This window comes from Ancylobacter sp. Lp-2, assembly GCF_020523795.1.
Taxonomy (GTDB): Bacteria; Pseudomonadota; Alphaproteobacteria; order Rhizobiales; family Xanthobacteraceae; genus Ancylobacter.
In genome coordinates this window covers 43,727-57,263 of the sequence record NZ_JAJALI010000009.1, presented here as the reverse complement: position 1 = coordinate 57,263, position 13,537 = coordinate 43,727, and the positions used below count along the sequence as shown (strand labels likewise).

Below are 13,537 nucleotides of genomic sequence, written 5' to 3'. Positions count from 1 at the left end.
GGCCCCGGCTTGTTCGAGCCGGGGCCGTTTTTCATGAGCAAGGGCGTCGTCAGCCAGACGGCCCGGACAGCCGGCTAGAGCCGGCTCCTCCGTCAGAGCTTGCGGGCGAGCGGCGCCGGCCCGTCGATCACCGCGATCACCGGCACCGCCACCACGGCGGCGCCGCTGAAGCGGCTGGTCGTCAGGCCGTTGGAGCCATCGGCACCGAAGCCGGCCGCCACCACCTGGCGCGGCGGCGCGACGAAGGCGGCGAAGCGGCGCAGTTCCGGCGTACGCATCACCACATGCGTCGCGACCGTCGGGCTGAGGAACAGTCCGCGAATCTCCGCCTGCATTTCCGAGGTGTAGGAAGCGGCGGCCTTGGGCGCGGCGGCGGTGCGGGTCGCGGCATGCGGCGCGGGGGCGGCGGCCGGGGAATTGGCGACCGCCGGGGCGTTCACCCCCGGCACCTGCGCCGGCTGCGCCGCGCGTCCCGGCTGCAGCCGGTCGGAGGGGAACACGCCGGCGGTAGCCGAGGCATAGGCGAGCGCCGGCACCTGGCCGTTCGCGCCGTTGCCGACGAAGATCTCGGGCAGCGGACCCACCTCGCGCGGCCGGGCGGCCGGCAGCGGCACGGAGACCGGCGCGAGCGAGGCGACCACGGTGCCCGCCTTCGGCGCATCGCCGGGCCGGGAAACCGGCAGCGGCACGGCAAGTGCCGGGCTAGCCGGCGCCGAAGCGGCAGTCGCCACAGCGAAGGGAATGGTCGCCGGCGTCTCGGGCTGCTGGGCAGCAGCGTTGCGCGCCTGCGGTGCCGGCTGCGGCAGCGGAATGTCGGCTGGCTCGGCGGCGGCGACCGCCACCGGAGCGGGAGCCGGAGCGGCTTGCGCCGGCGCCACAGGAGCGGGGCGCGTCGGGGCGGCGGCGACCTTGGCCGGCGCCGCGCTCTCCTCGTCATCCTCGCTGTCGCCCTTGCCGAACAGCGACGCGAACAGGTTCTTCGGCTTGGGATTGTTGCCGCCGCCGAGGCCGGCAAAGGCGCCGCCGGCGCCGCCCGGCTCCTTGCCGCGCGATTCCACCTCGGCCAGCGCCAGCGCATAGCCCGCCATCGGCTTGCCGTCGGTGGGGATATGCACGGTCTTGCCATTGGGGAAGACGCGGGCGAGTTCCGGCCGGCTCATGCGCGGCCAGTGGCGGATGCCGCCGGTGTCGAGATGCACGAAGGGCGAGCCGGAGGTCGGGTAGAAGCCGACGCCGCCGCGCTGCAGCCGCAGGCCGGCCTCGCGAATCTTCGCCAGCGGCACGCCGGGAATGTAGAAGTCCATCGCCTTGCCCTGCATGTGCAGGCTGGTCTGGGCAACGCCGCGCGAGCGGGCGCGCAGCATGGCGTTGGTCTCGGGGGATCGGAAGCCGCCGATCACCTGGATCGGCTCGGTGGCGCCGGTCTCGCGATAGACCTCCCACACGATGTCGAACAGCTGCGGGTCCATGTTGGTCGGCTGCTTGCGGCGCCAATCCTGCAACAGGACGTTGAGCTGGCGGAGCGCGGCCGGATCGTAGCGGCCGTTCCGCTTGAAGGTGACGGTGGCGCTCTCGCCGGAATGGACGTGATGCAGCGTCAGCGTACGGGTGTCGCCATTCGCCACGGCGTCCTGCAGCATGTCGGTGCCGCATACCGTCACCATGGCGGCCAGCGCCGCCGCCTTGAGAAGGCGGGATGACGGAAGGCGCGGCAGTCGGATGCGATGGAAGCGTTGATGGATGCTCACGAACCCCAAACCCGATAAGCGAACGTTTCCTTGAGACGAGCCGGCGTCGTCGCCGGTTCGGACATGGTGAACATAGTCTTGTCAGGTTTGGTTAAGGGCGCGTTTACGGCCCAACCCCCGCACTCATTGGCTCTCTGGCTAGAAAGCGACTGTGGCGAAAGAGTGCCGCATCAACAAAAATGCGTCAAACCGGACCACGGGAGGCCATTTTTCTGCCCACCGTGTCCGCATGATCACAGTATTACCGTCACATCTGCCGGCAATCAGCGCTTCTTCGTGGGCGTACCGCCATCGGCCATCTGCGAGGCGCCGCCGATTCCCAGCATCGCCTTGGTGGCGGCATTGGTGCCGTAGAGATCCGGGCGGGTCACCAGCCGGCCGTCGCCGTCGACATAGGTGGTGAAATAGGCGAGGTGCACCGGGAAGCGCTGCTTCAGGTTGAGATACTTCTCCTTGCCGCCGATCAGCTTGCCGATCCGCTGCTCGTTCCACCCCTCGCCCGGCAAGCCGAGCGAGAACAGCACCTCGGCGAACTTCATCGGCTCGTGCACGCGCACGCAGCCATGGCTGAGGGCCCGCTGGTCGCGCGCGAACAGGGTGCGATTCGGCGTGTCGTGCAGATAGACCGAGTGCTTGTTCGGGAACATGAACTTCATGTTGCCGAGCGCGTTGCGCTCACCCGGCGGCTGGCGGAAGGAATAGCCCTGCGTCCCCCGGCTCCAGTCCACCGAACCGGGGTCGACGACCCGGCCATTGCGCACCACGTCGATGCCCTGGCGCGACAGCGCATAGGGATCGGAACGCAGCTTGGGCAGCATCTCGTTGCGCATGATGCCCGGCGGCACGTTCCAGGACGGGTTGAACACGGTGTACTGCATGTTCTCCGTCATCAGCGGCGTCTGGTTCTCCGGCTTGCCGACGATGACCCGCGTCTCATGGATCGCCTGCTCGTTGACGACGATGCGCACCATGTATTCGGGAATGTTGACGATCACATAGGTCGGCGCCACCTCGTGCGGCAGCCAGCGCCATCGCTCCATATTGGCGACGATGTCGGCGGTGCGGTCCTCGCTGGCGCCGTTCAGCGCCCCCAGCGTCATCGGGCCGATCGCGCCGTCGGGACGCTCGCCGACCGACTTCTGGAACGCACGCACCGCCTCGACCAGATCGGGCGAATACACCGTGTCGTCCGGTGCGCCGGGCACGCCGAGCCGCGCGCGCAGCGCCGGCACGCGCGGATCCTCGTCGCCGGGGCGCAGCGTCGGGCCGGCCGGCACATGCGCCGGCGGCGCCACGCCGTGGCGCTGGCCGTCCATGCTGGCGAGCTGTGCCTTGAGCAGACGGTATTCGTCATATTGCGGGGCGAAGGAGGCGAGCACCGCGCGCGGATCGCTCGCACCACTTACCCCGGCGAGCACGGCATTGGGATCGGGCACCGTCGGCGAGGGATCGACATTCGCCGAAAGCCGCTTGGGATCGAATCGCCCGCTCTGCACGTGACGGGCATAGAGCATCAGCGTCGCGGCGAGCCGAAGCTCGGCGGTGGCGAGCTCGGTGTCGCCCGGATGGGCGGCGAGCGCCGGCACCTCGTAATCGGCCGGCTGCAGGCCATCCTTCCAGGAGGCGGCGATCTGCTGCTGCACGGCGGTGCCGAGCGGCGACCACGTCGTCCCGGCCGTGAAGACCGGCTGGAACTGGCGCGCGGCATAGAAGGCGGCCAGCGCCTCCTGCTCATTGGTGCGCGCGGTGAAGCGCGGCAGCTGGTCGGCGATCAGTTCGCCGATTCGCGCGGCCACCGGCGTGGAAGCGCCCGGATCAGTCGCGGTGGCATTGGCCGCCGCCGCCGGCGTCGCCTCGGCGGGCTGGGCGGCACCGGGAGTGGCGGCGCCCGGGGCGGGCGCACCGGCGCCGATCGCCGGCGCAGGAGTGGTGGCGGGCGAGGTCGCCGCCGGCGTGGTCGGCGCAGCGGGAGCCGCCTCGCTCGGCGCCGGCTCGACCATCGGCGGCTGGCTGCGCACGCCGTTCATGTCGAAGGGGGCCGGCGTGCCGCCGAGCGCGGCGAGCAGCGATGCGCCCTGCCCGGCCTTGCGCATGCCGGCCGCGGCGGGATCGAAGGCATGCACCATGTCGCCGGTGCCGTTGCCGGCGCGAACGCCGGACGTGCGGGTGCCCGGCAGGGAATGCAGCCCCTGCTCGACGCCGGCGCCGGCGGGATTGGCCAGCCGCACGCTTTGCGCCAGCGCGCCGCCGCCGCCCGCGAGCAAGGCGCCGGGCACGCCCAGCGCCAGCCAGATCGCCGTGCCGGCCAGCCAGGAACGCGCCATCGCCGCCAGACGGGGTTCCACACCGCCACCCACATGCCCGGACATCATGCTCTCCGCTCCTCGCCGTCACCCGTTCAGGGGCGGGACCCTGTCCCTGTTGTCCCCCAATACCTCGGCCGTTCAACTCACAAAACCGACAAAAGATCGATGCCCCGAAGCCGTCGCTTCGGCGCAACATCGGGAAGGTGAGCGGAAGGGCCTTGTCGGCGACACTTTGGCGGCTACGGGTAAAGGCGGCGTTAAGCATAAAATTACCACCGCCCACCCCCACCCTTCGTGAGGACACCCTCGGTTTTCCCTTGCCGCAAGGAGGGGGATTCCTATAATCCGCGCCTTCTTTTCCGGGGGAAGGCCGTACATGTCTGCCGTCACGACCGCCGATACGCGGCCGATCGCCATCATCATGGGTAGCCAGTCCGACTGGGAGACCATGCGTCACGCCGCCCAGACGCTCGACGAGCTCGGCATCGCCCATGATTGCCGCATCGTCTCCGCCCACCGCACCCCGGAGCGGATGTTCGATTTCGCCAAGGGCGCCAAGACGGCCGGCTACAAAGCGATCATCGCCGGCGCCGGCGGCGCGGCCCACCTGCCCGGCATGGTCGCCTCGCTGACCACGCTGCCCGTGCTCGGCGTGCCGGTGGAATCCAAGGCGCTGTCGGGCCTCGACAGCCTGTATTCCATCGTGCAGATGCCGGCCGGTATTCCCGTCGGCACCCTCGCCATCGGCAAGGCCGGCGCGGTGAACGCCGCCCTGTTCGCCGCCGCCATACTGGCGCTGTCCGACGAGGCACTGTCGGTGCGCCTCGCCGCCTGGCGCGCCGCCCGCAGCGCCTCGGTCGCCTTCGAGCCCACCTCGAGCGAGCCGGTCTGATGCTGAAGCCCGGCTCGACCATCGGCATTCTCGGCGGCGGCCAGCTCGCCCGCATGATCGCCCTCGCCGCCGCCCCGCTGGGGCTGAAGGCGCATATCTACGCACCCGAAGAGGGCAGCCCCGCTTTCCAGGTGGCGGACGCCCACACGCAGGCCGCCTATGACGACCTCGCGGCACTGGAGCGTTTCGCCCGCGCTGTCGACGTCGTGACCTACGAGTTCGAGAACGTGCCGGTCGACACCGCCGGGCATCTGGCGACCTTCGTGCCGGTGCATCCCGGCGCCAAGGCGCTCGGCATCACCCAGGACCGGCTCGCCGAGAAGAGCTTCGTCGCCGGCCTCGGCATCGAGGTCGCGCCCTTTGCGGCGGTGGACGACGAGGCCGGACTTGAGGCAGCGCTCGCCCGCATCGGCCGGCCGGCGGTGCTGAAGACCCGCCGCTTCGGCTATGACGGCAAGGGCCAGGTGATGATCCGCCCCGGCGACGACGCGGCCGCCGCGTTCAAGGCCATCGGCCGGCATCCGGCGATCCTCGAAGGCTTCGTGCCGTTCGAGCGCGAGGTCTCGGTGGTCGCCGCCCGCGCACAGGACGGCACCGTGGCCGCCTATGAGGTGACCGAGAACGAGCACCGCCACCACATCCTGCACAAATCGACCGTCCCCGCCGCGCTCGGCACCTCCGCCGTCGCCGCGGCGGATGACATCGCCCGGCGGATCGGCACGGCACTCGACTATGTCGGCGTGTTCGCGGTCGAGCTGTTCGTGGTCGGCACGGGCGCCGACGAGCGCATCGTCGTCAACGAGATCGCCCCGCGCGTGCACAATTCCGGCCACTGGACGCTGGGCGGCGCCCGCACCAGCCAGTTCGAGCAGCATGTGCGCGCCATCGCCGGCTGGCCGCTCGGCGCGGTCGGGCGGCTCGGCGCCCGGGTCGAGATGACCAATCTCATCGGCGACGAGGCCGACACATGGCCCGCCGTGCTCGCCGAGCCCGGCGCCATGCTCAGCCTCTACGGCAAGGCGGAAGCCCGGCCGGGCCGCAAGATGGGCCACGTCACCCGCGTCTTCGCCGACTAGCGAAGACGACGCGGGCAGTCGCCTCACGAAGACGTGCGGCGCCGTGCCGAAATGAAGACGGATCGCTTGGCATATCTGTAGTGTGTTCCCGTTCACACGCAGCGAGCCGTCATGCCCTTTCTTCGCGAACGCTCCGGCGCCAAAGGCTCTCCCTACCGGTGGAGCCCGGAAAAGATCGCCGCCCTGCTCTTCGTGCTGCTGCCCTTCGCGCTGCTGGCGGCGCGCATCCTGCGCGGCGACCTCGCGGCGACCGATCCGCTCGGCCTCGGCGCGCCGGGATTGGGCGGGCCGGGCCTGAATGCCGGTCTGGGCCCCGGCGCGGCGGGAGGCCTCGGCGGTGGCGCCGCCGGCGGGCTGGGTGGCGGCCCGGCGCTCGGCGCCCGTCCACTGGTCGAAACGCTGCGCTTCCTCGGCGACTGGGCGGTGCGGCTGTTGCTGATCACCCTCGCCGTCACCCCGGCGCGTCGGCTGTTCAACTGGCCGAAGCTCCTGAACGCCCGCCGCACGCTCGGCCTTGGCGCCGCCGCGCTGGTGGCGGTGCATTTCGGCCTCTACTGCATCGACATGGGCTCGTTCTCGGTGGTGGTGCGGGAGATCGTGCTGCGCATCTACCTCACCATCGGCTTCGTGGCGCTGCTCGGCCTCCTCGCTCTGTCCTCGACCTCCTGGGACGGCGCCGTGGCCCGGCTCGGCGCCGAGCGCTGGCGGCGGCTGCATCTCCTCGCCTATCCCATCACCGCGCTCGCCATCCTGCACTTCTTCATGCAGCAGAAGCTCGACGTCACCGAGCCGACGCTGATGGCCGGCTTCTTCCTCTGGCTGATGGGCTGGCGGGTGCTGCAGCGCTACGGCCACGGCACCGGCCTGCTGGCGCTGGTGCTGCTCGCCGTCAGTGCCGGCCTCGCCACCGCGCTATTGGAAGCCGGCTGGTATCTTGCCGCCACCGGCATCGACCCCAAGCGGGTGCTCGCGGCTAACCTCGCCTTCTCCTATTCGATCCGCCCGGCCTGGTGGGTCGCCGGCCTCGGCATCGCGGTGGCGCTGGCGAGCGAGGCGGCGCTGCGGATCCGGCCGCTGCCGGCCCGGCGCGCGCGAGCCTCCAGCGCGGTTACATGATCGAGCGCACTGCGGCGCCGGGCGAACCCGGTACACGCGGGGACCACAGAGACGCATTGAAACGACGCGGCGGCCCGCAGGCGCCGCGCGACCGGAGGAAGACGCCATGACCGAGACGATCGAGCAGCGCCCGCCGCTACCGCCCTTCACCCGCGACAGCGCCATCAAGAAGGTGCGCGGCGCCGAGGATGGCTGGAATTCCTGCGACCCGCAGCGGGTCTCGCTGGTCTATTCGCCGGACAGCAAATGGCGCAACCGCGCCGAGTTCATCAGCGGCCGGGCGGAGATCGTCGCCTTCCTCACCCGCAAATGGGCGAAGGAGCTCGACTACCGGCTGATCAAGGAGCTCTGGGCCTTCACCGACAACCACATCGCCGTGCGCTTCGCCTATGAATGGCACGACGATTCCGGCAACTGGTTCCGCTCCTACGGCAACGAGAACTGGGAGTTCAACGAGAACGGCCTGATGGTGCGGCGCTATGCCTGCATCAACGACCTGCCGATCAAGGACGCCGACCGCAAGTTCCATTGGGACCGTTCCGGCCCGCGCCCGGCCGATCATCCCGGCCTGTCGGACCTCGACCTCTAGAACATGTTCCAGCTTATCGAATCGAGAGCACTTTCTTATCGATCAGGTGATTCCACCTGATCGGAAAGGGCTCTAGCCCGTGTCCTCAGCCAACCACCCGCTCGGCGAACGCCCGCGCCGCCTCGGGCGGGGTCAGCCAGGCGAAGCCCTCGATCTGGTGGCGGAACCAGGTCTCCTGCCGCTTGGCGTAGCGCCTGGTGTCGGCGATGCCGCCCTCGATCGCCGCCTCGCGCGTCACCTCCCCGGCGAGATGCCGCGCCAGCCAGGGCACGCCATGCGCCTTGAGGATGGTGCGATCCGCCGGCAGGCCGCGCGCCACCAGACGACGCACCTCCTCCAGCGCTCCGGCCTCCATCATCTGGCGAAAGCGGGCGGCGATGCGGGCGCGCAGTTCCGTGCGGTCGGTGGCGAGGAAGACGCCGAACACCTCCCCCGGCCGCAGCAGCGGCGGGCTCGTCGCCTCGTCCTGCCAGAGCGCCAGCGGCCGGCCTGTCGCCTCGAACACCTCGACGGCGCGGGTGAGGCGCTGGGTGTCGCTCGGCCGTAGCCGCGCGGCGGTGAGCGGGTCGATCCGGGAGAGCCGCGCATGGAGCGCCTCGGCGTCCTCGCCGCGCCCCCGCACGACGGCCTTCACCGCGTCCGGCACCGGCGGCATCGGCGACAGGCCCTGCACCAACGCCTTGAAATACAGCCCGGTGCCACCGATCAGGATCGGCAGCCGCCGCTCGCGCTCGGCTTGGGCCAGCACGGCGCGGGCATCCTCCACCCAATGGGCGACGGAATAATCCGCCGCGCCGTCGACATGGCCGTAGAGCCGGTGCGGTGCCCGCGCCTCCTCTTGCCGCGTCGGCCGGGCGGAGAGCACGGCGAGGTCGGCATAGACCTGCATGGAATCGGCGTTGATCACCAGCCCGCCGGTCCGCTCGGCAAGCTCGAGCGCCAGCGCCGACTTGCCGCTCGCCGTCGGCCCTGCGATAAGCACCGCGCGCGGCCGGATGGGGCTTTGCCCGCCGGTCTCCGTCACTCCGCGTCCTCCCGCGCATCATGTCCCTGCGCAGCCTTGTTGCCCGGCGCCGGCCCGCCGGCAACCCCATAGTCGAGCCGAACATGTCCAGCCATTCGCCGAGCCACTACGCCGTCCTGGTCGCCAACCCCGCCGCTCCCGCCGTCGAGGCGGCGCTGATGGGCCGGATCGCCGCCCTGCTGCCCGGCGCGCAGGCGCCGCGCGTGCTGGCCGAGGGCATCGCCACCGAGATCGGCTTCGCCGGCGGCACAGACTTGGATGCACTGCGCTCCGCCCTCGGCGCGGCGCCGGTCGACATCGCGGTGGTGGCGGCTGAAGGACGGCGCAAGAAGCTGTTCCTCGCCGACATGGACTCCACCATGATCGGCCAGGAATGCATCGACGAGCTCGCCGACTATGCCGGCATGAAGGCGCATGTCTCCGCCATCACCGAGCGGGCGATGCGCGGCGAGATCGCCTTCGAGCCGGCGCTGCGCGAGCGCGTGGCGCTGCTGAAGGGCCTGCCGGTCGCCGTCGTCGACGAGGTGATCGCCGAGCGCATCCGCCTCACCCCCGGCGGCACCGAGCTCGTGCGCACCATGAAGGCCAACGGCGCCCGCACCCTGCTGGTCTCCGGCGGCTTCACCTTGTTCACCCGCTCCATCGCCGCGACCATCGGCTTCGATGCCGACCGCGCCAATGAGCTGATCATCGAGGCGGAGGCGTTCGCCGGCACGGTCGCCGAACCGATCCTCGGCCGCGAGGCCAAGCTCGCCGCGCTGATCGAGAATCGCGAGGAACTCGGTCTCGCCGCGCATGAGACGCTAGCGGTCGGCGACGGCGCCAACGACCTCGCCATGCTGGGCGAGGCCGGGCTGGGCGTCGCCTATCACGCAAAGCCCGCAGTGGCGGCGGCGGCGCAGGTGCGCATCGACCATGCCGACCTCACCGCCCTGCTCTATCTACAGGGCTATGCCCGCGACGAGTTCGTCACCGGCTGAGTAGCCCCGAACGATCAGGGCGCCAGCGGCGGCTGCATGATCGGGTTGAGCAGCACGTCCGGCGCGATGTCGATCGGCGGCGCCAGCGGCGGGGCCGCCGAGCCGGGCGCCATCTCGAAGGGCGGCGCGGGTGAGGCCGCGCGCGGGACTTCGCGCTGTACCTGACGCTGCGGCGCCGGCAATACCGGCCGGGGTGCCGGCAGCGGGTTCGACTGCGGCAGTGGCGCCGGCGCGGCCGCCGGCGGCAGGCTGATCGGTGGCGGGGGCAGCGGCGACAACGGCACCGGCGGCAACAACGGCGCAGACACCGGCGCTTGCGGCGTATCGGTGGCATGGCCGGCATTGGTCAGCGGCGTGCGGCCATATTCCGCCTCCAGCCGCTTGGTCTCGCGCTCCAGCGCCCGCATGTTGATGGCGGCGGTGAGCGCGGTGACGTCGACACGCCGTTCCGGGGCGGCGAGCGGCCCGCCCCAGCGCAGGGCGGCGGCCGGCAGCGCCGCCGTGCCAGTGGCGCCAGCGCTCGCCTTGCCCGCATCCTCGATCTCCACCAGCGCGTCGATGCCGAAGCTCGCCAGATCGAAGCTGCCGGAGAGCGCGAAGCGCTGGTCGCCGACCGTCAGCCGCGCCACCCCGCTACGCGCCACCCCGGCCACGAGGCCGAGCGTCGTCTCGGCACGGGGAAGCCGCAGCGGCCCACGCGCCAGCCCCTCTTCCAGCAGTTCGCCCACCCGGCGCGGCTCCGGCGGCAGGCCACGCTCGGTGGCGAGCATCGCATATTGCAGGGCGGCGGGAGAGGTGGCCGCCACCGAGAGACCATCAATGGCCAGGCTGCCCTGCCCGGCCAGATTGGCGACCAGCCCGCGCGGCGAGGTGCCGGCGCCGGTGAAGTCGAGGGCCAGGTCGACCACGCCCTCCGCCATCGGCCGCGCCACACCGGCGGCGATCAGCAGCGGCGCCGACGGCACGCCCTTCACGGTCAGATTGCCATCGGCCCGTACCAGTGCGCCCACCCGCGTGAGGTCGAGCCGGCCGCCGAGTTCGCCTCCGGCCAGTCCGCCGGCGAACTCCTCCACCGTCACCCGCCCGCCGGCGAGCCGCGCGCGCAGCTTCGCCCGGTCGAGGGCGAGCCCGCCGGGCAGTTCCAGCCGGCCGATATCGAGCCGCACCCGTCCGGCCGCCTTGGCGAGCGGTGCCGGCGCGAAGCCGGCGCTGGACCAGCGGCCCTCGCCGGTGGAGCGGCCGACGACCAGCGCCAGCGCGGTGGTCAGCCGCCAGTCTGGCAGCGAGAGATCGGCGTCGATCGGCTCGGCCGCGCCCGGACGATAGACCAGGCTGCCGGAAAGCGGCGTGCCGGCGAGGCTGCCGGTCAGGCCGGCGAAGCGGTAGCCGTCCCCCTCGCGGGTCAGCCGCGCGCCGAACCGGGCCGGCAGGCTCGGCAGGCCGCCAGCGGCGAGGTCCGGCAGCAGCCGCGCGAGGTCGGCCTCGTCAAGCTGCAGCGCGAGGTCGGGCGCCAGCCCGCCATCCTCGGCCCGCGCCAGCGTTCCCTCGGCGGCGAGCCGGGCACCCGCCAGCGCGAATGTGGCCTTGAGCGCCGGCGTAGCGGTCAGCTCCAGCCGCGCCGGCCCCAGCTTCGGCCGGATGGCGGGCACGCCGAGCCGGGTCAGGAAAGTGCTGCCATCGGCGATGTCGAGCGCCAGCGATCCGGTGGCCGCCCGCGTGCCGCCGAAGCCGAGCGCGCCCTTGCCGGAATAGGCGCCGAGCCGGCCGGCGACGCTCAGGTCCATCCGCCCGGCGGCGGAGGCCAGCGTCACCTCGGCGTTCACCGGCGCGAGGTCCGGCCCGAGCTTGGCCAGCGCCTCCTGCACCGGCTCGAAGCCCGAGAGCCGCGCCAGCGCCATCAGCCCGTCCGCCCGCGCGCCGGTCAGCGTCGCGTGCAGCCCACCATCCGGATCGCCGGCCGCCGCCACCCGTCCCGCGCCCTTGAGGTCGATGCCGCCGAAATTGGCCAGCGCCAACCGCTCGATGTCGATACCCTGCGTCCCGGCGGTCAGCGCGAGGTCGATGCCGGATACGTCCACCCCGGCGAGCCGCACCGCGCGGCCGGAGAAGGTGAGGCCGATGTCCAGCGCCTCGCCGCCCGCCGCCATCAGCCGCCGCGCCGGGGCGATCAGCGGGTCGAGATCGACGCTCCGGCCGACCAGCGCCGTATCGACCCGCCCACGACGGTCGCCGGTAGCGAAGGCATAGGAGCCGGAGCCGGTCAGAGTCAGCCCACCGGCACCGAGGGTCATCGCCGACAATTCGATCTTGTCGGTACCGAGCGCGATGCCGGCATCGAGCTTCGCCGCCCCCGGAGGCAGACCGGTGGCGATGCCGCCGGCCTGCGGCATCGCCCAGGCAAGAAAGGCCGGCAGATCATCGGCGGTCGCCGCCACCGTACCGGCGAACAGCGCCGGCGCGTCACCGGCACCGGCCGACGGAGCCGCGCTGCTGCCGGTCACCTTGCCGGCCAGCCGGGCGCGCGCGCCGCCGGGCAGCCGCGCCTCCAGCCCCCGCACCGTCCAGTTGCCGCCCGACCAGTCGAGCCCGGCCTTCATCTCGCGCATCGTCGCCCCGGCGACCAGCACGGTGTCGGCGGCAAGGTCGAGCGTGCCGGCGCTGGTGACACCGGCCAGCGGCGCGATGGCGCGAGCCACGTCGTTGAGTGCCGCCAGCGGCGGCGCCCCGCCGGTAGCGGCATTGAGGTCGATCTGCCGCGCCGCGAGGCTCAGTTCCAGCCGCGAGGTACCGGGGCTGCTCTGGCTGGCCGGCGTCGTGGTCAGCCGGCCATTACCCGCGAGTTCCACCGGCCGCTCGGCCGAGCCCAGCGCCAGGGTGAGATCCTTCGCCTCCAGCGAAGCCGGCGTGGCGTTGACCGTGCCGCTGAGGCTCCAGCCGCCAGCGCCATTGGTGGCCGGACCGGCGGCGCCGGAGCGCGCGGCGGGCACCGTGGACAGGCTCGCCTTGCCGGCGAAGACCGGCCGGCCGCTGGCGAGGCTGAGCGCGCCGTCGGCATCGATCAGGAACGGTGAATCCACCTGCTGCAGCGACAGCCGCAGCCGCGACGTGCCGTCGGGCGCGAAGCCGCCAAGACCGATCTTCAGCTTGTGCCGCGCGCCGGCCGCCGTCACCTCGCCATCGAGCTTCAGCGGCCCCGCGAGGCTGGTGAGCGCCCCGGTGGCGGCGATGTCGTCGAGGCGCAGCATGCGCCCGCTGGCGCGATCGATCAGTTCCAGCCGGCCCTGGCGGATGGTGAAAGCGGCGATGCCGAGATCGGACGGGGTACCGGCGCCGGTCGGCCGCGCCACCCGGCCGGTGGCGTCCAGCACCAGCCGGCCGCTCGGCCCGTCGAGGGTGAGGTGCTGCACCTCCACCGCACCGCGGATCAGGTCGCCGAGCTTCAGGCTGGCGGAGAGCTCGCGCACCGCGAGACCGGTGCCGCCGGCATCGACGCCAACCGACACGTCGCGCAGCACCACGGAAGGCGTCGGCAGCAGCCGGGCGTCGATCGGGCCACGGATGACCACCGGCGCGCCGATCACCCGCGCCGCCTGCGCCTCGAAGCTCGCCCGCCACTGCGTCCAGTCGACCAGATAGGGAGCGGCGAAGGCGGCGGCGATCACAAGGATCACCGCACCCGCGAGCGTGAGCAGGAAATTCTGCACCCGGTTCCTCCGCGATCGGCCGCGCCGGCCTCCCGCCGCTTGCGCGGGAGCCGGCCGCCGACAGTCTTACATGCTTGACGTTATTTGCAGTCTCCACACCGA

General features: G+C 72.0%; 9 protein-coding genes. 5 read left to right on the top strand and 4 right to left on the bottom strand.

The annotated features are described in order from the left end of the window. Nucleotides 1–92: 92 nt before the first annotated feature. A complete protein-coding gene (locus tag LGR54_RS19910) occupies nt 93–1,748 on the bottom strand; it encodes a DUF882 domain-containing protein (RefSeq protein ID WP_230363715.1) in 1,656 nt (551 codons plus the stop codon). Between the two features lie 263 nt (nt 1,749–2,011). Further along, entirely contained in the window at nt 2,012–4,120 is a 2,109-nt protein-coding gene (locus LGR54_RS19905; RefSeq protein ID WP_230363714.1) for a murein L,D-transpeptidase, read from the bottom strand. Nucleotides 4,121–4,430: 310 nt separating this feature from the next. Between LGR54_RS19905 and purE the strand changes: the two genes are divergently transcribed. From purE to LGR54_RS19885, 4 genes are all read left to right on the top strand, one after another. Next, nucleotides 4,431–4,946, top strand: a complete 516-nt coding sequence (purE, locus tag LGR54_RS19900; protein WP_230363713.1) for a 5-(carboxyamino)imidazole ribonucleotide mutase — start codon at nt 4,431–4,433, stop codon at nt 4,944–4,946. Continuing rightward, on the top strand, nt 4,946–6,022 hold the full coding sequence (locus tag LGR54_RS19895; protein WP_230363712.1) for a 5-(carboxyamino)imidazole ribonucleotide synthase: 1,077 nt from the start codon (nt 4,946–4,948) through the stop codon (nt 6,020–6,022). The genes purE and LGR54_RS19895 overlap by 1 nt, the downstream gene beginning before the upstream one ends. A 111-nt stretch (nt 6,023–6,133) precedes the next feature. Next, a complete protein-coding gene (locus LGR54_RS19890) occupies nt 6,134–7,138 on the top strand; it encodes a sulfite oxidase heme-binding subunit YedZ (protein WP_230363711.1) in 1,005 nt (334 codons plus the stop codon). A 106-nt stretch (nt 7,139–7,244) separates the two neighbouring features. Further along, on the top strand, nt 7,245–7,727 hold the full coding sequence (locus tag LGR54_RS19885; RefSeq protein ID WP_230363710.1) for a nuclear transport factor 2 family protein: 483 nt from the start codon (nt 7,245–7,247) through the stop codon (nt 7,725–7,727). 85 nt (nt 7,728–7,812) lie between these two features. On the opposite strand, the gene miaA is transcribed toward LGR54_RS19885, so the two are convergent. Beyond that, nucleotides 7,813–8,751 (bottom strand): tRNA (adenosine(37)-N6)-dimethylallyltransferase MiaA, encoded by a 939-nt coding sequence (miaA, locus tag LGR54_RS19880; RefSeq protein WP_230363709.1) that lies wholly within the window; start codon nt 8,749–8,751, stop codon nt 7,813–7,815. A gap of 83 nt (nt 8,752–8,834) precedes the next feature. Here miaA and serB point away from each other — a divergent pair, with 83 nt between their 5' ends. Continuing rightward, a complete protein-coding gene (serB, locus tag LGR54_RS19875) occupies nt 8,835–9,731 on the top strand; it encodes a phosphoserine phosphatase SerB (RefSeq protein WP_230363708.1) in 897 nt (298 codons plus the stop codon). A gap of 14 nt (nt 9,732–9,745) precedes the next feature. Here serB and LGR54_RS19870 read toward each other — a convergent pair whose 3' ends face one another. Continuing rightward, on the bottom strand, nt 9,746–13,435 hold the full coding sequence (locus LGR54_RS19870) for an AsmA family protein (RefSeq protein ID WP_230363707.1): 3,690 nt from the start codon (nt 13,433–13,435) through the stop codon (nt 9,746–9,748). Between the last annotated feature and the right edge of the window lie 102 nt (nt 13,436–13,537).

Coding starts and splice junctions, on each gene's coding strand:
- LGR54_RS19905 (WP_230363714.1), bottom strand. CDS start 4,120: ATGATGTCCGGGCATGTGGGTGGCGGTGTGGAACCCCGTCTGGCGGCG.
- purE (WP_230363713.1), top strand. CDS start 4,431: ATGTCTGCCGTCACGACCGCCGATACGCGGCCGATCGCCATCATCATG.
- LGR54_RS19895 (WP_230363712.1), top strand. CDS start 4,946: ATGCTGAAGCCCGGCTCGACCATCGGCATTCTCGGCGGCGGCCAGCTC.
- LGR54_RS19890 (WP_230363711.1), top strand. CDS start 6,134: ATGCCCTTTCTTCGCGAACGCTCCGGCGCCAAAGGCTCTCCCTACCGG.
- LGR54_RS19885 (WP_230363710.1), top strand. CDS start 7,245: ATGACCGAGACGATCGAGCAGCGCCCGCCGCTACCGCCCTTCACCCGC.
- serB (WP_230363708.1), top strand. CDS start 8,835: ATGTCCAGCCATTCGCCGAGCCACTACGCCGTCCTGGTCGCCAACCCC.